We start from the raw sequence: 19,622 nt of genomic DNA on the forward strand, positions 1-19,622 counted from the left end.
CCCGAGGAGCCGATATGCAGCTCATCCCCTGCCCCTGGTGCGGGCCACGCGAGGAAGTCGAGTTCCACTACGGCGGGCAGGCGCATCTGTCCTACCCCACCGATCCGGCCGCCCTGTCCGATGCGGACTGGGCGGAGTACGTCTTCTACCGGGACAACCCGGCGGGTCCGTTTCCGGAACGCTGGCAGCACTCGGCGGGCTGCCGCCGCTGGTTCAACGCCGTACGGGACACCAGGACCTACGAGTTCCAGGCCGGGCACCGCGCCGAGGACGACCGGCAGGTGATCCCGTGAGCGAGCCGTTCCGCCTGCCCGCCGGTGGCCTGATCGACCGGCGTCGCACAGTGCACTTCACCTTCAACGGCCGCCCGTTCACCGGCCGCCCCGGCGACACCCTGGCCTCGGCGCTGCTGGCGAACGGCGTGCACCAGGTCGCGACCGGGGTCCGGTACGGCCGCCCGCGCGGGATCATGTCCGCGGGAGCGGAGGAACCCACCGCGCTGGTCCAGGTCGAGTACCCCTGTGCCGAGCCGATGCTGACCGCGACCACCGTGGAACTGACCGAAGGACTCGTCGCCCGCGGCCTGCCCGGCCGGGGCCATCTTCCGGACGCCCCGGACCCGGCGCGCTACGACGCCAAGCACCTGCACTGCACCGTCCTGGTGATCGGTGCCGGACCCGCCGGCCTGGCCGCCGCGCTGACCGCCGCCCGCAGCGGCGCCCGGGTCGTGCTGCTGGACGAGCAGAGCCGGGTGGGCGGGTCCCTGCTCGGCTCGGGCGAGTACTGCGAGCACGGACCGGCGACCGGATGGGCGCAGGAACTGCTCGCCGAGCTGCGCGAGCTGCCCGAGGTACAGGTGCTGCACCGGACGACCGCCTTCGGCGCCTACGACGACGGGTTCGTGCTCGCGCTGGAACGCCGGACCGACCACCTCGGCGCCGCCGCACCGGCCTCGGTGGCGCGGCACCGGGTCTGGCGGATCCGGGCGCAGCAAATCGTGCTGGCCACCGGCGCGCATGAGCGTCCGGTGGTGTTCGCGGGCAACGACCGGCCGGGGATCATGCTGGCCGGTGCCGCCCGGACCTACCTGCATCGCTACGGGGTGCTTCCCGGCAGGCGGGTCGTGGTGTTCACCACCAACGACAGTGCCTACCCCGCTGCCGTCGAGCTGGCCGAGGCCGGGGTGGACGTCCCGCTGCTCGCCGATACCCGCGAGGTTCCCCCAGCCGGGCTGGCCGCGGAATGTGCCGCGCGGGGGATCGAGGTACGGGCCGGACACGCGGTGACCGGCACCGAGGGCGGCGGCAGGCTCACCGATGTCCGCATCGCCCCGCTCCCCGGCACGAGCACCGCGGCTGCGGACACCGTCCCCTGCGACACCCTGCTGGTCTCCGGCGGCTGGAACCCGGTCGCGCACCTGTTCAGCCAGCGGGGCGGCGGGCTGCGGTACGCCCCCGAACTCGGGGCATACCTGCCGGCCGATCCGCCGCGGGGCATGGCGGTGGCGGGCGCGGCCACCGGCGAGTTCGATCTGACCGCCTGCGCAAGGCAGGGCCGGGAGGCCGGGCGCGCCGCCGCGATCGCGGCGGGGTTCGCCCCGGCGGCCAACCCCGCGCTCCCGGTCTCCGACGCGCGACCCGCGCAGCGGGTGCCCGACGTCAGGTGGCTGGTACCAGGCGGGGAAGCCGAGCAGCGGGACACCCGGTTCGTCGATCCGCAGCGGGACGTCACGGTGTCCGACATCCTGCGGGCCACCGGCGCCGGGATGCGCTCGCTGGAACACGTCAAGCGGTACACCACCCTCGGCACCGCGCACGACCAGGGCAAGACCTCCGGCATGGTGGCGGCGGGCATCCTCGCCGAGGCGCTGGGCACCGACCTGGCTTCGCAGCGGCCGACCACCTTCCGCCCGCCCTACGCGCCGGTGCCGTTCGCGGCGCTGGCCGGCCGGGACCGCGGTGAGCTGTACGACCCGGTCCGGGTCACCGCCGTACATCCCTGGCATGTGGCGCACGGAGCCGAGTTCGAGGATGTCGGGCAGTGGAAGCGGCCACGCTACTACCCGAGGGCGGGCGAGGACATGCACGCGGCCGTGCTGCGCGAGTGCCGCGCCGCACGCACCGGGATCGCGCTGATGGACGCCTCGACCCTCGGCAAGATCGACGTGCGTGGCCCGGACTCCGCCGCCTTCCTCGACCTGCTCTACACCAACATGATGAGCACGCTCAAGGTCGGCAGGATCCGTTACGGGGTCATGTGCGGGGTGGACGGCATGGTGCTGGACGACGGCACCGTGACCCGGCTCGCCGAGGACCACTTCCTCACCACCACCACGACCGGCAACGCGGCCACGGTCCTCGACTGGATGGAGGAATGGCTGCAGACCGAGTGGCCGCACCTGCGGGTGTTCCTCACCTCGGTCACCGACCACTGGGTCACCGTCCCGCTGGTGGGCCCCCGCTCCCGGGAGGTGCTGGCGGCGGTGGCCGACGGGCTGGACACCGGACCCGAGTTCGGCTTCATGACCTGGCGGGACGCCAGCGTGGCCGGGATACCCGCGCGGATCTGCCGGATCAGCTTCTCCGGCGAGCTCGCCTACGAGATCAACGTCAACGCATGGCACGGGCTCGCCCTGTGGGAAGCGCTGCTGGCCGCGGGCGAGCCGCACGGCATCACCCCGTACGGCACGGAGACCATGCACGTCCTGCGCGCCGAGAAGGGCTACCCGATCATCGGGCAGGACACCGACGGCACGGTCACCCCGCAGGATCTCGGGATGTCCTGGGCGGTGTCGAAGAAGAAGCCGGACTTCGTCGGCAAGCGATCCTTCGCCCGGCAGGAGAACCTCCGCCCGGACCGCAAGCAGCTCGTCGGCCTGCTGCCGGTGCGACCCGAGACGGTGCTGCCGGAAGGCGCGCAGATCATCGAGACCGCGCACCCGCCCGCTCCCCCGGTGACCATGCTCGGCCACGTCACCTCCAGCTACGACAGCGCGGCGCTGGGCCGCGGCTTCGCGTTGGCGCTGCTGCGCGCCGGGCGCGAGCGGATCGGCCAGACCCTCTACGTCCCGGTCGGCGACCAGGTGGTCCCGGTGACCGTCGCCGAGTCCGTACTGTTCGACAAGGAAGGAGCTCGCCGTGACGGCTGACAGCGCGCTCAGGAGCGGAACCGGATACAGCCCCCTCGCGGGCTGGGCGAGCAGCCTCGGCCGGCTCGCCCCGGGGGTGCACGCACTCGAGCAGCCCATGCTCACCCAGCTCACCCTGCGGCTGGCCGGCCCCGGCGCCACGGCCACGGCGCGCGCCACCCTCGGTATCGACCTGCCGGAGAGGCCGTGCACCTTCACCCGTGGCCGCCTCGGGGAGGTGGAGGTGGAGGTGCTCTGGATGGCACCCGACGAGTACCTGGTTCTCACCCCGCCGGGCAGCGCCACGCTGGCGGAGACACTGCGCACCGCACTGGACGGCGCGGCGGCCGCGGTGGTCGACGTGTCGGCGCAACGCACCACCCTCGCCCTATCCGGCCCGCGGGTGCGCGACGTGCTGGCCCACGGGTGCGCGATCGACCTGCATCCCACGGCGGCGCCCACCGGGACCTGCGTGCAGACCCTGCTCGCCAGGGCGGGCGTCGTGCTGCTGGTGCGCGACGCCGAGCGGGCCGAGTTCGGCCTGCTGGTCCGTTCCTCCTTCGCCACCTACCTCGCGGCCTGGCTGGTCGACGCGAGCCTGGAGTACCGGGAGGATCAGCTCTCCCAGTAGCCCAGTTGGGCGGACAGCTCGCGGGCGGCCGAGGTCATCGAGCCGACGGCCTCCCGTACCCGCTTGCGGGTGAACCGGTACGCGGGTCCGGACGCGCTCAACGCCGCGACCACGTCGCCGTTCTGGTCGTGCACCGCCACCGCGGCCGCGTGCAATCCGAGCTCGAGTTCCTCATAGCTGGTGGCGTAGGCGTCCCGCACGATCAGCCCGAAGGAGGAACGGAGCTCGGCCGGGTCGGTGATCGTACGGGTGGTGTACTGCTCGAGGTCACCGGAGAGCAGGGCGTCCTGGTCGTCTCGAGGGGCGTGCGCCAGCAGGACCTTGCCGCTGGAGGTCGCGTGCAGGGGCGTGCGCTGGCCCACCCAGTTGTGTGTGGTCACCGAGGCGGTACCCCGCGTCTGGCTGATGTTGAGCGCCACGTCGTAGTCACGGATCGCGATGTTCACCGTCTCGCCCAATTCGGCTGCCAGAGATTCACAGAACGGTCTGCCCATGCGCGACAGATCCATTCGCTCGGTGGCCGCGCCGGCGAGGCGGACAATGCCGAACCCGATCGCGTATTTGCCGCGCTCGCCGAACTGTTCGACCAGACCGCGCGCCTCCAGCACGCTGACCAGCCGCGAAGCGGTCGACTTGTGCACCCCTAGCTCACCAGCGATTTCCGTGATGCCGGCCTCGCCGTTGCGGGCGAGCAGCTCGAGGACGGTCACCGCCCGATCCACGGATTGCACCAGCGCGCCAGGACCCTTGCCTTGTGCCTGCGCTGCGTTTGCCACCACTGAACCGTATCTGCTCGGGGCCGGGAATAGCCGCACCGGCCGGGCGATCTCGGTGACGTTCCTACCACCATCAGGTCACATTTGTTGCGCATTCCAGGACACGTTTCTGATTACGCAACGCAGCCAGTGCGCACTCGGGTGGCCCTCGGTGCCGCCGGCACGCCGCTGACCACCTACTCAACGGTAGAAAAGCCGGGAAAAATTCGTCCTTCGTGTGGCTTGACGCACACCCGGGATAAGGCGCACTGTTGCGTTATGCGCAGTGAGTTGTTCTAGACGCAACAAGGCGGCGGCTATGGACTCGGCTTTGGACTCCACGGACTCCAGTACCCACACCCTCGTCATCGGTGCCGGCATCGTCGGATGCAGCACCGCCTACCACCTCGCCCAACTCGGCATGACCGACGTGACGGTCGTCGAGCAGGGGCCGCTGTTCGCCACCGGCGGGTCGAGTTCGCACGCCCCCGGGCTGGTCTTCCAGACCTCGCCCTCGCAGTTGCTGACCCAGCTGGCCGACTACACCGTGCGGCGCTACGCCGCCGAAACCCTGGACGGGCTGCCCTGTTTCCACCAGGTCGGTGGGATCGAGGTGGCCACCACCCCGGAGCGCTGGGAGGAGCTCAAGCGCCGGCACGGCCTGGCGACCGCATGGGGCGTCGCGGGTGAGCTGATCGGTCCACGCGAGGCCCGCGAGGCCATCGACCTGCTCGACGAGGACCGGGTCTACGGCGGCCTGCACGTGCCGAGCGACGGGGTCGCCAAACCGGTCCGGGCGGCCGAGGCCATGGCCCGCGAGGCCCAGCGCCGCGGGGTGCGGTTCCTCGGCAACACCGAGGTCACCGGGTTCGACCTCGCCGGGGGCCACATCCGCGCGGTGCACACCTCGCGCGGCACCATCGCCGTGCGGCGAGTGCTGTGCTGCGCCGGCATCTGGGGCCCGCGGATCGGGGCGATGGCCGGCGTGTCGATCCCGGTGCTGCCGCTGGCGCACCAGTACGCGGTGACCTCCCCGGTGCCCGGCCTGCCCCCGGACGGCACCGAGGTCGGCGAGCCGATCCTCCGCCACCAGGACAGCTCGATGTACTTCCGGCGGATCCACGACCGCTACGGGGTCGGCTCCTACCAGCACCGGGTGATCCCGGTGGGCCAGGAGGACATCCTGGCGACGGCCGCGCAGGGCAACGGGGCCGAGGCCCCTTCGGAGGGCGGCGGCTGGAAGGGCATGGCCTCGGTGCACGGGTTCACCCCGAGGGACTTCGCCAAGCCGTGGTCGGACGCCCGCGCGCTGCTGCCCCGGCTGGGCGGCGCCGAGGTCTCCGAGGGCATGAACGGGCTGTTCCTGTTCACCTCGGACGGCATGCCGGTGCTCGGACCGTCGGCCGAGGTGGAGAACTTCTGGCTCGGCGAGGCGGTGTGGATCACGCACGCCGGTGGGGTCGGGCTGGCGCTGGCCGAGTGGATGACCGGCGGGGCGCCGAGCTTCGACCTGCGTGCCGCGGACGTGCGCCGGTTCGAGAGCTTCGCGCACAGCCCGGTGTACGTGCGGGAGCGGGCCGCGCAGAACTTCCGCGAGGTGTACGACATCATCCACCCGCAGCAGCCCTCCGAGCGGGCGAGGCCACTGCGCACCAGCCCGTTCTACGGCAGGCAGCGCGAGCTGGGCGCCTTCTTCCTCGAGGCGAACGGCTGGGAGCGGCCGCACTGGTACGAGTCCAACGCGGCCGAGGTGGCAGGCAGGGACATCGCCCGCCCGGGGCCGTGGGCCGGCCGCTACTTCTCCCCCATCATCGGCGCCGAGCACCGGGCCACCAGGGAGCGGGTGGGGCTGTACGACATGACCTCACTCACCAGGGCCGAGGTCAGCGGCCGCGGTGCGCTGTCCCTGCTGCAGCGCCTCACCACCGGCAACCTGGACCGCCCGCCCGGCTACGTGACCTACACGCTGATGCTGGACACCCACGGCGGGGTCCGCGCGGACATCACGGTGGCCCGGCTGTCCGGAGACACCTTCCAGGTGGGGCTGAACGGGCAGCGGGACGTCGCCTGGCTACGCGCCCACGCGGACGAGACCACCTGGGTGCGGGACATCACCGGCGGCACCTGCGGGATCGGCCTGTGGGGACCACGGGCGCGCGACGTGCTCGCCCCGCTGGCCAGTACCGACGTCTCGCACGAGAGCTTCCGCTTCTTCCGCGCCAAGCGCTGCTATGTCGGCGAGGTCCCGGTGACCGCGCTCCGGCTGTCCTATGTGGGCGAGCTCGGCTGGGAGCTGTACACCTCGGCCGAGTACGGCCTGCGGCTGTGGGACCTGCTCAGCACCGCGGGCGCCGAGCACGGGATCATCCCCGCCGGCCGGGGCGCGTTCAACGGCCTACGCCTCGAGAAGGGCTACCGCGCCTGGGGGGCGGACATGTGGAGCTCGCACGACCCGGACGAGGCGGGGCTGAGCTTCGCCGTCAAGCCGGACAAGGGCGAGTTCATCGGCCGCGACGCGCTGCTGCGTCGCAGGGAACGACCGGTGCGCAGGCGCCTGTGCTGCCTGCGCATCGACGACGGCACGGTGTTGATGGGTGCGGAACCGGTGTTCCCCGCCGGCTCCACACCCGGGGGTGGCTCGGCCGGTTTCACCACGAGTACCGGCTACGGCCACAGCGTCGGCGCGAGCCTTGCCTACGCCTGGCTCCCGTCGGAGCTCTCCGAGGAGGGCACCTCGCTGGAGGTGGCCTACTTCGACCGGCGACATCCGGCCACGGTCGTCGCCGACCCCGTCCTGGACCCCGAGATGAAACGGATGCGCTGCTAGCCGTAGTGCCCGAGAGCGCCTGATCGTCCTCCACTTTCCCGGCCCGTGCCCGCGCAAGGCACGGGCACGGGGCGTGCTACCCGAGAACACCGAGTCGGACTCCACATCGGACTTCACAAGGAGCTGTGACCATGGCTGTCAACCCCGAACCCGGAGTACTGCAGTACCCGAGAATCCGCAAGTCCCCCTTCTTCTACGCCTCGCGCCGGCACGGCGTCGGGCTGTACAGCGTGTACAACCACACCTACCACGCCCGGCACTACGGGGACCCGGTCGGCGAGTACTGGCACCTGCTGGAGGGCGTCACCCTCTGGGACGTGGGCGTGGAGCGCCAGGTGGAGATCACCGGGCCGGACGCGTTCGAGTTCACCAACATGCTGGTGCCGCGCGACCTGAACAAGTGCAAGGTCGGCCAGTGCAAGTACGTGTTCATCACCGCCGAGGACGGCGGGATCATCAACGACCCGGTGCTGCTGCGGCTGGGCGAGAACCACTTCTGGCTCTCGCTCGCCGACAGTGACGTGCTGCTGTGGGCCAAGGGGCTCGCCTACAGCCTCGGGATGAACGTGCAGATCAGCGAGCCGGACGTGGGTCCGGTGCAGGTGCAGGGGCCGAAGTCCCGCGAGGTGATGATCGACCTGTTCGGCGAGTCCATTCTGGACGTCCCTTACTACTACACGGTGGAGCGGGAACTGGACGGCATGGACGTGGTGGTCTCCCGCACCGGGTTCACCGCCGAGCTCGGGTACGAGATCTACCTGCGCAACGCCAGCAGGGACGGCGTGCGGCTGTGGGACACCATCTGGCAGGCGGGCGAACCGCACGACCTGCGGGTGATCGGCCCGTGCCACATCCGGCGGATCGAGGCCGGGATGCTGTCCTGGGGCAACGACATCACCTACCACACCAACCCGTTCGAGGTCGGCTACGGCTTCGAGACCACCTGGATGGTCGATCTCGACCAGGAGGCGGACTTCATCGGCAAGGCCGCACTGCGGCGGGTGAAGAACGAGGGCATTTCCCGCAAGCTGGTCGGCGTGGAGATCGGTGGACCGGGCGTGGGCAGCTTCAACGACGGGTCGATGATCGACGTTTTCGACGTGCACGACCCGAACGGGCTGCGCATCGGTGAGGTCACCTCCGCCTGCTTCTCCCCCCGGCTGGAGAAGAACATCGGCTATGCCATGGTGCCCATCGCCTACCAGGAGTACGGGACCAGGCTGGTGGTCCACACCCAGCACGGCCCGCAGGACGCCGTGGTGGTGGAGAAGCCGTTCCTGGACCCGAAGAAGGCGACACCCAAGCGCCTCGAGCGTGCGGTGAGCGCGTAGGTGACCGGGTGTGATGCGCCGATGAACACCAACGACGCACTCCAGCGGAGCCTGGCCGGTGCCCGCTTCGAGGTGCTGCCGCTGCGCGGCGCCGCCGAGCGGGTCGAGCACCTTCCCGCGGGGACGACGGTCACCGTGACCTCGTCCCCCGCGAAAGGCATGACGGCCACGCTGGAGCTCGCCGAACGGCTACGGGGGGCGGGCTACCACGCCGTGCCACACCTGGCGGCCAGGTCGATCCTCGACCCGGCCCACCTGAAGGACCTACTCGACCGGATGGCGGACACCGGGCTGTCCGAGGCGTTCGTGATCGCCGGCGACTCCCCCACGCCGGCGGGGGAGTTCACCGACTCGCTCGGGCTGCTGCGAGCCATGGCGGAGCTGGGCCGCCGGCCCGCGCGGATCGGCGTCGGCGGTTACCCGGAGCGGCACGCGTTCATCCCGGACGCGGACGTCACCGCCGCGCTGGCCGCCAAGGCGGCTCATGCCGACTACCTCGTGTCACAGATCTGCTTCGACTCGGTGGTCACCGCGTCCTGGGTGCAGGATCTGCGGGCACGCGGCATCGAGCTGCCGATCCACCTCGGCATACCGGGTGTCGTCGACGGAACCAAGCTGATGCGGATCTCGATGAAGATCGGGATCGGGGAGTCCCTGCGGTTCCTGCGCAAGCAGCACGGGATGGTCGGCAAGCTGCTCACCCGCTACACCCCGGAAGGCCTCTGCCGGGAGCTGGCCCCGGTGGTCGCCGACCCGGCTTACGGGATCGCGGGCTGGCACTTCTTCACCTTCAACGAGATCGCGCGAACCCGGCGGTTTCGGGACGAGCTTTCCGTTCGACTCCAGGAGGTTCCGGCGTAATGACCATGCCATCGGATCTGGACATCTCCCGATCCACCACGCTGAAACCGCTCGAGGAGATCGCCGGCGAGCTCGGGATCGGCGCGCACCTGCTCGAGCCGTACGGCCGGCACGTCGCGAAGATCCCGCTGGAGGCGCTCAGCGAGTTGCCTGCCGAGCCACGCGCGAAGTACGTCGTGGTCACCGCCATCACACCGACCCCGCTCGGCGAGGGTAAGACCACCACCACGGTCGGTCTCGGCCAGGCGCTACGGCACCTCGGTCAGCGCTCGGCCATCGCGATCCGGCAGCCGTCCATGGGTCCCACCTTCGGCATCAAGGGCGGGGCGGCCGGCGGCGGGTACAGCCAGGTCGTGCCCATGGAGTCGCTCAACCTGCACCTCACCGGGGACATGCACGCGGTGACCGCGGCGCACAACCTGCTGGCCGCGGTGGTGGACAACCACCTGCACAAGGGCAACAAGCTGGGCATCGATCCGCACCGGGTGACCTGGCGCCGGGTGCTGGACGTGAACGACAGGGACCTGCGCAACGTGATCACCGGCCTCGGCACGAGGGCGGACGGGCAGCCCCGCCAGTCCGGCTTCGACATCACCGCGGCCAGCGAGGTGATGGCGGTGCTGGCGCTGTCCACCTCGCTGCACGATATGCGGGCCAGGTTGGGCCGCATCGTGGTCGGCTACACCCGCTCGGGTTCCCCGGTGACCGCGGAGGAGCTCGGGGTGGCCGGCGCGATGACGGTGATCATGCGGGAGGCCATCAAGCCGAACCTGATGCAGACCACCGAGAACACCCCGGTGCTGGTGCACGCCGGTCCCTTCGGCAACATCGCGCACGGCAACTCGTCCATTGTGGCCGATCAAATCGCGACGCGGGCCGCGGATATCGTGGTCACCGAGGCCGGGTTCGGCGCGGACATGGGCGCCGAGCGGTTCTTCAACATCAAGTGCCGCAACTCCGGGCTGGCCCCGGACGCCGCGGTGCTGGTGGCCACCGTGCGCGCACTCAAGGCCCATTCCGGCCGCTACAAGGTGGTCGCCGGGAAACCGCTGCCCGAGCGGCTGCTCGCGGAGAACCCGGAGGACGTGCTCGCCGGGGCGGCCAACCTGCGCAAGCAGATCGAGAACATCCGGCTGCACGGGGTCTCCCCGGTGGTCGCGATCAACGCCTTCCCTACCGATCATCCCAGCGAGCACGAGGCGATCCGTGAGTTCGCCGAGGCCGAGGGGGCGCGGGTCGCGGTCAGCAACCACTTCGGCGAGGGCGGCAAGGGCGCGCTCGACCTGGCGGAGGCGGTACTGGAAGCGGCGAAGGAGCCCCGCCTGTTCCGGCCGCTGTACCCGGACGAGATGGACCTGCGCACGAAGATCGAGACGGTCGCCACCCAGGTGTACGGCGCGGCCGGGGTGTCCTTCCAGCCCGCCGCGGCGCGGGCCCTCGCCGACTACGAGGCCTGCGGGTTCGGGCGGCTGCCGGTGTGCATCGCCAAGACGCATCTCTCGCTGAGTTCCGATCCCGCGCTGGTCGGCGCGCCGACCGGCTGGACGCTACCGGTACGCGAGGTCAGGGCCTCGGCGGGAGCCGGGTTCGTGTACCCGATCTGCGGGGATATGCGGACCATGCCGGGCCTGGGCTCCTCGCCCGCGGCCGAACACATCGACATCGACGCGCACGGTCAGGTGGTGGGGCTGAGTTGAGCACACTCGATCGTCCCTTGCGGGACTACCTCGCCGAGGTCGCCGCACCGACGCCGTCCAGCACGGGTGGCAGCGTCTGCGCGATGACGGTGGCGGCCGCGGCCGGCCTGGTCGCCATGTCCGCCGGGGTGTCCCGCACCCTGGACGACTCCCAGGACCTCGCCAAGCTGGCGAACGCCCTGCACGAGCGTGCGGCCATGCTGATCGAGGCGGACACCAGGGCCTACCGCGCGGTGGGCGCGGCGCAACGGCTGGATCCGGACGGCCCGGAGCGCAGCACGGCGATTCGGGACGCGCTGGTGGCGGCCGCCCAGCCGCCGCTGCGCGTCGCGCACCTCGCCACCGAGGTGGCGTCCCTCGCGGCGCTACTCGTGGCCCAGGGCAACCCGGTGGTCCGGGCGGACGCGATCACCGCGGCCAACCTCGCCGCCTCCGCCGCGCGCAGCGCCGCCGTACTGGTGCGCACCAACCTGCGCGCGGCGGGACTGGACGACGGCGCGTCCGCGGAAGCGGAGGCGGCGGCCACCTCCGCGGAACGCTCCGCGCACCTGGTCCAGTCCTGCCCCATCGGCTGACGGGAACGGCAAACGCATGCGCGTGAGCAGCAAACACGCGCGCGTGGGGGGCCAACGCATGCGTGTGCATGTGTTGGCCCCCCACATCCACGTTGGCCGTTCACAGCGGCGAGCGGTGGCAACCTCCGGCCGCGCCGAACCGTCTCCTCAGCAGCGGGGGCTACCGAGAGGCATACTCCGGCAGCGTGAGGGGAGATGAACGTGCGAAGAATCGGATCGAGATCGTTGTTCCTGGTGCTGGCCCTTGTGGTGAGCACGGGCCTGGCCACGGGTCCGGCTTCGGCCGGCGAGACACCGGCCACCCAGGAAAACGGGCACGCCCGGGTGCTGGGCCCGGACGGGTACAAGTCGCTGAAACTGGGCATGTCCGAACAGGACGCGGTGGCCACCGGGCTGCTGACCGGCGGCGAGAACCACGGCGAGTGCAGCTACTACCATTTCGTGCCCGGTGAGGGGACGATGCCGCGAAGCAGCGGGATATTCATCTCCGAGACCGACGGGGTGTACGTCATCGGCGGCACGAGCAAGATGCGCACCCCGGAACTCATCCGGCGCGGTCACAGCTTCCAGCGGTTGCTGGCGGCGTACCCTTACCTGGAGCAGGACAGCGTGTTCGACTTCCTCTACACGACCCCGGTTCCCGGCAACCCGGAGGCGGGCTACCGGTTCGTCGTCCACGGCGGCGAGGTCCAGGACTTCGCGCTGGAACTGCTCGGCAAGGGCTGCTGAGCCGGAGCGGTCACCCCGGCCGCTCCGCGGGCGCCCGGACTCGCCTGCTGATCAGGTAACCGAAGGCGCCCGCGGTGCCGAACATGACCACCCCGTACACCGCGGCCGGGATCGCGATCCGCGGGTTGTTCAGCAACACCGGGCTGAGCGCCACGGTGATCGCCAGCACGCTGTTGTGGATGCCGATCTCCATCGCCGCCGCGATCGACTGGCGCACGCCGACCCGGAACAGGCGTGGCGCGAGATACCCCACCGCGATGGAGAGCCCGCTGAACAGCACCGCGGCCACCCCGACGTCGGCGAGGTACCCGGCGATGTTGGCGCGCTCCTGGAACACCGCGGCCGCGATGGTGGCGACCAGGAAGATCACCGACAGGAGCTTGACCGGCCGCCCCGCCCTGGCAGCAAGGCCCGGCGCCTTGCTGCGGGCGAGGAGGCCCAGTACGACCGGGATCAGCACGATCGCGAACACCTGGAGCGTCTTGCCGAACTGCAACCCGATGGCGGCGCCGTCCCCGAGGAAGTAGTCCAGGGACAGGTTCACCACCACCGGAAGGGTGACCACCGCGAGCACCGAGTTGACCGCGGTCAGGGTGATGTTCAGCGCGACGTCCCCGTGCGCGAGATGACTGAACAGGTTGGCCGTCGTCCCGCCCGGCGAGGCCGCGAGCAGCATCATCCCGACCGCGAGCTCCGGCGCCAGCCCGAGCAGGTGCACCAGGCCGAAGCAGGCGGCGGGCAGCAGGACGATCTGGCAGCCCAGCGCCACCAGCACCGCCCGCGGATACGCCAGCACCCTCGCGAAGTCCTTGACGGTGAGCGAGAGCCCGAGCCCGAACATGATCACGGCGAGCGCGACCGGCAGCAACACGGTGGTGGCGATCGAGGATTCCACGGGTGACCTCCCGGGCGGGCCGGATCCTGCGGATCAGCCTGGCACCGCGGCGGGCGCCGGTCCAGCCCGGGCCGGTGGGCGCGGTGCTCAGCCGGGTTGGCCGGCCTCCACCGCCATGATCGCCTCCCGCACAGCCGCGGTGAATCGCCAGAACACCGCGGTGGTGGTGTGCTTGCGCCGGGAGCTGCTGTAGGTGCCGAACATCGACCTGCGCAACGGCGTGCTGAGCTCGAGCTGCCCGCCCATCCGGAGCAGGGTGCGATTCACGATGTTCTGTGCTGACCGGCCACCGAGTTCGGGGTAGCCGGCCGCGTCGCGGGCGTCGAACCCGGCGGCACGCAGCCGCTCCAGCAGCGATCGCTTCATCGGGTTCGGCTGGTCGGCGGCGCCGCCGACCAGCACCGCCTCACTGCCCGGCGGCTCGTCGATGGCCGCGGGGGTGCAGCCGTGCAGGCTGACCGCGTTCAGTGCCCCACCGCACCAGGACAGGGCGACCGGATCATCGCAGTGGGTGCTGGTGACGTGGAGCTCGCCGTTGTCGTCGTCCCGCACGCCCTCGAACATCCAGTAATCGTGCACCGGTCCGGCGGCCGGCCACGGCTCGAGGCTCGCGGGGTGGTACCCGGCGATCCCGAGGCACAGTTCGGAGGTGCCGCCCTCGATCCCACCACCGTGCGCGGCGATGACCACGGTCTTCGGTACCGGGCCGGCGTCGGGCTCGCTGTCGTCCCGGATCGCGTGCCTGCGGTAGCGACGGGCGTAGTCGACGCCCTCGACCAGGTTCGGATCGGCGTAGAGCTCGGTGTTCGAACCGTAGCGATCCTCGGCGGTGGTCGGCTGGGCCCGCGCCGCCGGCGGCCCACCGAACAGCAGCGGCACACCGGTGATCATCCCGAGCAGGGTCCTGCGATCGGCTTCCACAGTCAACCAGTAAACCCTCCGCTGGGAGTTCGGGGGAAGTTCATCCGAACAGCGGGTGTGACGTTCACGTACTTTATGTATCACTGCGGGACGTGACTCCCACCATGTCGTTCGACCGACGTACCTTTCTCCGTACCTCCGCCATCGCGGGCGGGGCCCTGCTCGTGCCGGCGGCCCTGGCCGGCCCGGTGAACGCCGCCGCGCCCCAGTTCGCGCACGGTGTCGCCTCCGGCGATCCACTCCCGGACAACGTCCTGCTCTGGACCCGGGTCACGCCCACCCCCGACGCCACACCCGGTTCGGGTGCGGGGCCCACCGTCGAGCTGGGCTGGGAGGTGGCCACCGACCCCGGCTTCGGCACCGTGGTCGCCTCCGGTACCACGACCACCGGACCGGAACGCGACCACACCGTGAAGGTGGCGGCAGGCGGGCTCCGGCCGGGTACCGAGTACCACTACCGCTTCACCTTCGACGGAGTGCGATCCCCCGCCGGCCGCACCCGCACCGCGCCGGCCACCGAAGCCGACGTGGCCAGGTTGCGGCTCGGGCTGGTCTCCTGCTCCAACTGGCAGGCCGGATACTTCTCCGCGTACCGGCACCTCGCCGCCCGCTCGGACCTGGACGGCGTGTTGCACGTCGGCGACTACCTCTACGAGTATCCGGTGGGTGGCTACGGGGCCCGCGGGGTCACCGTACGGCCGCATGAGCCCGCCACGGAGATCCTCGGCCTTGCCGACTACCGGCGCAGGCACGCGCAGTACAAGAGCGACCCCGACCTGCAGGCGCTGCACCGTGCCGTGCCGTGGTTCATCACCTGGGACGACCACGAGTACGCCAACGACACCTGGTCCGGCGGCGCCGAGAACCATCAGCCGGACGAGGGGCCGTGGGCCGCGCGCAAGGCGGCCGCGCACCGGGCGTACTTCGAGTGGATGCCGGTGCGGATGGGTCCGGAAGGGCGGATCTACCGCCGCTTCCGCTGGGGCCGGCTCGCCGAACTGTCCCTTTTGGACCTGCGAAGCTACCGGTCGAAACAGACCACCCCGTCCTCCGGTGATCCCGGCGACCCGGACCGCACCATCACCGGGGACCCGCAGATGGCCTGGCTCACCTCGGGGCTGGCCGAAAGCGATGCGCGCTGGAAGCTGGTCGGCAACTCAGTGATGATCACACCGATCTCGCTGAGCAATATCGAGGCCCGGTTCCTCGAAGCGCTCGGCGAGTTGATCGGCCTTCCGGTCGGCAGCGTGGCGGCCAACGCCGACGCCTGGGACGGCTACACCGCCGACCGGCAGGAACTGCTCGGGCAGCTGGCGGACAACCGGGTAACCAACACGGTGTTCCTCACCGGCGACATCCACTCCTCCTGGGCCGCGGACATACCGCTGGACCGCTCGAGCTACTGGTGGAACCGCAACAGCGCGGCGACCGAGTTCGTCACCACCTCCGTCACCAGCGACAACATCGACGACATCCTGAAGGTCGCGCCGCGCACGGTGTCCCCGCTCGCCGAGGCGGCCCTGCGCACCCGCAACTGGCACCTGGAGTATGTCGAGTTGGACTCGCACGGCTACTCGGTGGTGGATGTCGACCCTGACCGGGTGCAGGTGGACTGGTACTACCTGAACGACCGGCTCAGTCCCACGTCCGGAGTCCGTTACGGCAGGTCGATGGCCACCGCGAGCGGGTCACAGCGGGTGCGCGCGGCGGACGGCCCGGTAGGCTGACCGGCACCGAACAGGCAACGTTCATTCGTTATCTTCTCGCGACTTCATCGTGACCTCACGGCCGCTCCCCTAGGCTGGGCCTCATCGAGCCAAGGGAGGGTCGAACATGTCGTCACTGATCGGACACCAACCCTGCGCTTTCGCCGATGCCCGGCGGCACGGCCGGGTCGGGGTCGTACACGTCAACGGTGACATCGACCTTGCGACCGCCGATACCGTCCGCCGGGCCATCGGAGGCGAGCTGGCCACGGACCCTGCCGCGTTGGTCATCGACCTGTCCAGCGTCGAGTTCTTCGGCTCCACCGGCCTTTCGATCCTCGCCGACACCAGGGACGCGACCCGAGGGCGGGTACGGCTGGGCGTCGTGGCGACCCAGCACGCCGTGCTGCGCCCGCTACGGCTGTTCGGGTTCTGCGACAGCATCCCGGTGCACACCTCGTTGCGGGAGGCGTTGGAGCAGGCGCGCCGGTTCGACTGACCGGCGCGCGAAGGCGGTCGCCAGGGCCCTGCCCGCTCAGTCGTTCTCGTCGACGAACGCCACCATGATCGACATGGCGTCGTCCTGCGGATAACTCGAGTGATACACGCTGTGCAGGCCGAGCCGCTCACCCTCCCGTACCGACCCGAGATCCGGACCGAGGCAGGTACTCATCGACTCGATGTGCCCTTCGTACTCCGGGATGGAACCGTAGCCGGCCCGGGACGAACAGATCTCCTCTTCAGTATCCAAATTAGACAATGTGATCGACTCGCCGCCGTCGTGGATGTGGCCGCCCGCGCCTTTGAATGTGCCTTCGATCGTGGACGTCCATTCCCACCTGGTGTTCGACTCCCCTTCCGGAACACTGTGCTCGGAAAGGCGGCAGTTGTCGGCGTCCAGCCAGACGGGTGTGACCTCATCCATCCCGGGAGTGCCGGCCGGAACGTGCGTCATGGTCACCTCGAAGAACACCCGCTGTTCCTCGGGTTTCATATTCATCAGCTCGAGCGCCACGTAGGTAAGCGGCAGGAAGCCGTACCGCACGCCGTAGCCATCCGGTAGGGCGCCACCGGTGCGTTCGTTGCCCGTGGCGAAGATCCGGCGCCCGGCGAGACCCACCCAGCCGTCCTGGCAGGTGACATCCGATCTGGACCTGTCGAAGAAGACCGCATGGTGCAGCATCGCTCCACTGTGGTAGTTCGCCGAACTCCCGTCGGCGTAGCTGAGGTCTGGCTGGATTCCGGTGATGTAGCAGTTCACGCAGGGCGGCAACAGCAACGCCAGTGCCCGCGTGTGCGTGCCGTGCATGGGCTCGTCCGGCCCGTGCGTCGGTCTGACGCCGTGGTCGTGTCCGCCACCTTCGTGCGGTTTCATGGTCAACGGCCCGATCCGTACCGTGGTCCGTTCGGAGCCGTCCGGCAGGCTCTGCCTGTGCACGATCCGCGGCTCACCGGAAACCACCTCCGTCCCGTTCCGTTGGTCCCGCGGCGAATCGGCTCCGGCCGCGCTCGGCACGACCAGCACGAACGTTCCCACCAGCAGCGCGGCGAACGCCGCACGGGCACGATTTCGAGAATGCGTTACTCCGCGCACCCGAAACTCCTTTCCGGAGAGCAATGAACGCGTCGGGAACGAAATTACTACCGAGATACGCGACTCCACAGCGGAAGCTGACGTGAACCGGTCAAGTAGCACGAATACTCGTGCTCTCGCCCACCGGCCTGTCACGGCCGATACAGACACGCTGCCCGCCGAGCGCACACCCGTCGCTGGTGTCATCCGGGGTGACATTTGCCGTTCGAGCGTTCATCGCCGTCCATAAAATGATCTTTCTCTTGTTCCCAACCGCTGTTCCTGGCCGGTGCTGACCACCGGACACGGTGCGGCCTGAGCCTTACCCTTCCGGAAGATGTCACGTACCGGTGAGTGCCCGGCACTCAAGTTCGGACGAATCTGCGGAGTTTTGACCTCAATCCGTTGACAATTTAGCCTGTTCGGCAAGTCCTGCACGAGGAGTGGATTCCGGCCGGCGCAAGGGAGCGGCATCATGCAGGTGTCCGGAAGATCTCTTGCCAACCAACCGTGGCGGGACCTGCCCGTCGAGGTCGCGACCGTGCTGCGGCCACGGTTGGACGGCATCGCGCTGGAAATGATTGAGGTGATTCGGCAGCAGGTTCGAGGCTATCGCAGGCCGTTGGACTCCGCGTTCGGCCGCGACCTGGTCGCGGCCGTGCGTAGGGCCCTGCACCAGTTCGTGGAGCTCATCGAGAACCCGGACGGCTCGCAACGGGACAATGTGGTGTTCTTCCGCGGCCTTGGCAGGACGGAGTTCCGCGTCGGCCGCAGCATGGACCTGTTGCAGGCCGCCTACCGGGTGGGTGCGCGGGTGGCCTGCCATCGCTATGTCGAGATCGCCCGCGCCGCCGCGCTGCCCACGGACACCGTGTTGTCGTTGAGCGAGGCGGTACTGGCGCACATCAACGCGCTGGCCGAGGAGTCGGTGCGGGGCTTCGCCGACGCGGAGTCGCAGAGCTCGGGTCAGCGTTCCCGACAGCGCCGGGCACTCGCCGAACGGCTGCTCGAGCGCGACCCCGATCCGGCCGCCTCGCTGGAACCACTCGCGGCGCAGGCCGAGTGGGCACTGCCGACCAGCATCGCCTGTTTGACCACCAGGAAACCAAGCAATGGCGACTCCGGCGTCCTCGCCGAGCTTGACGACTCGGTGCTGGTACTGCCCCGTGGCAGCGAGTTGCACCTGCTGCTGCCGGACCCGGACGCCAACGGCACACTCGGCGAGGTGGAGGCGGCGCTGCGCGGCCGGACCACCGTACTCGGCCCGACGGTGCCGCTGCGCAAGGCGTGGTTGTCGATGAACTGCGCCCGGCTGGTGCTCCGACTCGCCAACCGGGGGCTCGCCGACCTGGCCGGTCTTGTACCCGCCACCGAGCATCTCGGCAACGCCGTGTTGTTGCTGGCCAATGACCAGATCAGCGACGTACTGTCCGAACACGCGCTCGGTAGCCTGACCGCCCTTGCCTCGGGGAAGGCACAGCGGCTCGAGGAAACCCTGGACGCGCTGTTGGCATCCTGGGGCCGCAGCGCTCCCGAGGTCGCCTCAACACTGGGGATTCACCCGCAAACAGCACGCAACCGGCTGCGCCAACTCGACGAACTGCTCGGTGACCGGCTTGCCGATCCCACGTTCCGGTTCGAGGCCGAGATCGTGCTCCGCACCCGCGCGCTACTGCGTTCCATGCAGGGCGAAAGCCCGACCGGAGCCAACTGACCAGCCTCCATCTCTTGCTAGAACGGTGGGGTGTCGTCTGGTTCTGGGGTGAGGGGTTCGTGGAGGGGTTGGGGTGGGTTGGTGTGGATGTCGCCGCCCCAGGGCGAGGGTGCGTTCGACCCGGTGCGGGGTCCACCGCACCCGCCCGGCCACTTCCTTCACCACCGATTCGCGCGCCCCACCTTCCTGGGCGAATCGGGTCAGTAGCATCACCCTCCACGCTTCGGCCCGAGCGATCACCCGCTCGTTGGCTTCTAAGTCCCCGGGGGGGTTCTGTCGT

Annotated in this window: 16 protein-coding genes; 12 read left to right on the plus strand and 4 right to left on the minus strand. The window is 70.0% G+C overall.

The window, feature by feature from the left end:
* The first annotated feature begins 14 nt into the window (after positions 1–14).
* Genes FB471_RS05290 through FB471_RS05300 form a run of 3 tightly spaced genes read left to right on the plus strand, consistent with a single transcriptional unit; the run spans position 15 to position 3,758 of the window.
* Positions 15–293, plus strand: coding sequence for a sarcosine oxidase subunit delta (locus tag FB471_RS05290; protein WP_141996204.1), 279 nt, complete (start codon positions 15–17; stop codon positions 291–293).
* Positions 290–3,148 (plus strand): 2Fe-2S iron-sulfur cluster-binding protein, encoded by a 2,859-nt coding sequence (locus FB471_RS05295; RefSeq protein ID WP_141996205.1) that lies wholly within the window; start codon positions 290–292, stop codon positions 3,146–3,148. The genes FB471_RS05290 and FB471_RS05295 overlap by 4 nt, the downstream gene beginning before the upstream one ends.
* Complete coding sequence (locus FB471_RS05300; protein WP_141996206.1) at positions 3,138–3,758, plus strand: sarcosine oxidase subunit gamma; 621 nt, start codon at positions 3,138–3,140, stop codon at positions 3,756–3,758. The genes FB471_RS05295 and FB471_RS05300 overlap by 11 nt, the downstream gene beginning before the upstream one ends.
* Here FB471_RS05300 and FB471_RS05305 read toward each other — a convergent pair.
* Entirely contained in the window at positions 3,743–4,489 is a 747-nt protein-coding gene (locus tag FB471_RS05305; protein WP_142001600.1) for an IclR family transcriptional regulator, read from the minus strand. The genes FB471_RS05300 and FB471_RS05305 overlap by 16 nt on opposite strands.
* Positions 4,490–4,832: 343 nt before the next feature.
* Between FB471_RS05305 and FB471_RS05310 the strand changes: the two genes are divergently transcribed.
* The 6 genes from FB471_RS05310 (at position 4,833) to FB471_RS05335 (ending at position 12,533) form a co-directional block, all read left to right on the plus strand.
* The gene (locus FB471_RS05310; protein ID WP_141996207.1) at positions 4,833–7,340 is read left to right on the plus strand and encodes a GcvT family protein; all 2,508 of its coding nucleotides are present in this window, start codon (positions 4,833–4,835) and stop codon (positions 7,338–7,340) included.
* 131 nt (positions 7,341–7,471) lie between these two features.
* Positions 7,472–8,671, plus strand: coding sequence for a glycine cleavage T C-terminal barrel domain-containing protein (locus tag FB471_RS05315; RefSeq protein WP_141996208.1), 1,200 nt, complete (start codon positions 7,472–7,474; stop codon positions 8,669–8,671).
* A gap of 21 nt (positions 8,672–8,692) precedes the next feature.
* Positions 8,693–9,532, plus strand: a complete 840-nt coding sequence (locus FB471_RS05320) for a methylenetetrahydrofolate reductase (RefSeq protein ID WP_141996209.1) — start codon at positions 8,693–8,695, stop codon at positions 9,530–9,532.
* A complete protein-coding gene (locus FB471_RS05325) occupies positions 9,532–11,229 on the plus strand; it encodes a formate--tetrahydrofolate ligase (protein ID WP_141996210.1) in 1,698 nt (565 codons plus the stop codon). Before FB471_RS05320 ends, FB471_RS05325 begins: the two co-directional genes overlap by 1 nt.
* Positions 11,226–11,804: a cyclodeaminase/cyclohydrolase family protein gene (locus FB471_RS05330; RefSeq protein ID WP_170220708.1), complete on the plus strand. Its 579-nt coding sequence runs from the start codon at positions 11,226–11,228 to the stop codon at positions 11,802–11,804. Before FB471_RS05325 ends, FB471_RS05330 begins: the two co-directional genes overlap by 4 nt.
* 195 nt (positions 11,805–11,999) lie before the next feature.
* A complete protein-coding gene (locus FB471_RS05335) occupies positions 12,000–12,533 on the plus strand; it encodes a hypothetical protein (protein ID WP_141996212.1) in 534 nt (177 codons plus the stop codon).
* Positions 12,534–12,543: 10 nt separating this feature from the next.
* Here FB471_RS05335 and FB471_RS05340 read toward each other — a convergent pair whose 3' ends face one another.
* On the minus strand, positions 12,544–13,428 hold the full coding sequence (locus tag FB471_RS05340) for a bile acid:sodium symporter family protein (RefSeq protein WP_141996213.1): 885 nt from the start codon (positions 13,426–13,428) through the stop codon (positions 12,544–12,546).
* A gap of 87 nt (positions 13,429–13,515) precedes the next feature.
* Positions 13,516–14,349, minus strand: coding sequence for a poly-gamma-glutamate hydrolase family protein (locus FB471_RS05345; RefSeq protein WP_246076674.1), 834 nt, complete (start codon positions 14,347–14,349; stop codon positions 13,516–13,518).
* A 92-nt stretch (positions 14,350–14,441) separates the two neighbouring features.
* Here FB471_RS05345 and FB471_RS05350 point away from each other — a divergent pair, with 92 nt between their 5' ends.
* Both FB471_RS05350 and FB471_RS05355 read left to right on the plus strand, forming a co-directional pair.
* On the plus strand, positions 14,442–16,076 hold the full coding sequence (locus FB471_RS05350) for an alkaline phosphatase D family protein (RefSeq protein WP_141996214.1): 1,635 nt from the start codon (positions 14,442–14,444) through the stop codon (positions 16,074–16,076).
* 106 nt (positions 16,077–16,182) lie between these two features.
* Entirely contained in the window at positions 16,183–16,554 is a 372-nt protein-coding gene (locus tag FB471_RS05355; RefSeq protein ID WP_141996215.1) for an STAS domain-containing protein, read from the plus strand.
* A gap of 36 nt (positions 16,555–16,590) precedes the next feature.
* Here the strand turns inward: FB471_RS05355 and FB471_RS05360 are convergent, their stop codons facing one another.
* On the minus strand, positions 16,591–17,649 hold the full coding sequence (locus FB471_RS05360) for a hypothetical protein (RefSeq protein WP_141996216.1): 1,059 nt from the start codon (positions 17,647–17,649) through the stop codon (positions 16,591–16,593).
* A gap of 454 nt (positions 17,650–18,103) precedes the next feature.
* On the opposite strand from FB471_RS05360, the gene FB471_RS05365 reads away from it, so the two are divergent.
* Positions 18,104–19,342: a PucR-like N-terminal domain-containing protein gene (locus tag FB471_RS05365; protein ID WP_141996217.1), complete on the plus strand. Its 1,239-nt coding sequence runs from the start codon at positions 18,104–18,106 to the stop codon at positions 19,340–19,342.
* Positions 19,343–19,622 lie beyond the last annotated feature (280 nt).

Origin of the sequence: Amycolatopsis cihanbeyliensis (assembly GCF_006715045.1) — a bacterium.
In the GTDB taxonomy this organism is placed as follows: Bacteria; Actinomycetota; Actinomycetes; order Mycobacteriales; family Pseudonocardiaceae; genus Amycolatopsis; species Amycolatopsis cihanbeyliensis.

Excerpts from the sequence above, each read along its gene's own strand:
- FB471_RS05325 (WP_141996210.1), top strand. The coding sequence starts at position 9,532 with ATGACCATGCCATCGGATCTGGACATCTCCCGATCCACCACGCTGAAA.
- FB471_RS05310 (WP_141996207.1), top strand. The coding sequence starts at position 4,833 with ATGGACTCGGCTTTGGACTCCACGGACTCCAGTACCCACACCCTCGTC.
- FB471_RS05365 (WP_141996217.1), top strand. The coding sequence starts at position 18,104 with ATGCAGGTGTCCGGAAGATCTCTTGCCAACCAACCGTGGCGGGACCTG.
- FB471_RS05320 (WP_141996209.1), top strand. The coding sequence starts at position 8,693 with ATGAACACCAACGACGCACTCCAGCGGAGCCTGGCCGGTGCCCGCTTC.
- FB471_RS05290 (WP_141996204.1), top strand. The coding sequence starts at position 15 with ATGCAGCTCATCCCCTGCCCCTGGTGCGGGCCACGCGAGGAAGTCGAG.
- FB471_RS05335 (WP_141996212.1), top strand. The coding sequence starts at position 12,000 with ATGAACGTGCGAAGAATCGGATCGAGATCGTTGTTCCTGGTGCTGGCC.
- FB471_RS05315 (WP_141996208.1), top strand. The coding sequence starts at position 7,472 with ATGGCTGTCAACCCCGAACCCGGAGTACTGCAGTACCCGAGAATCCGC.
- FB471_RS05355 (WP_141996215.1), top strand. The coding sequence starts at position 16,183 with ATGTCGTCACTGATCGGACACCAACCCTGCGCTTTCGCCGATGCCCGG.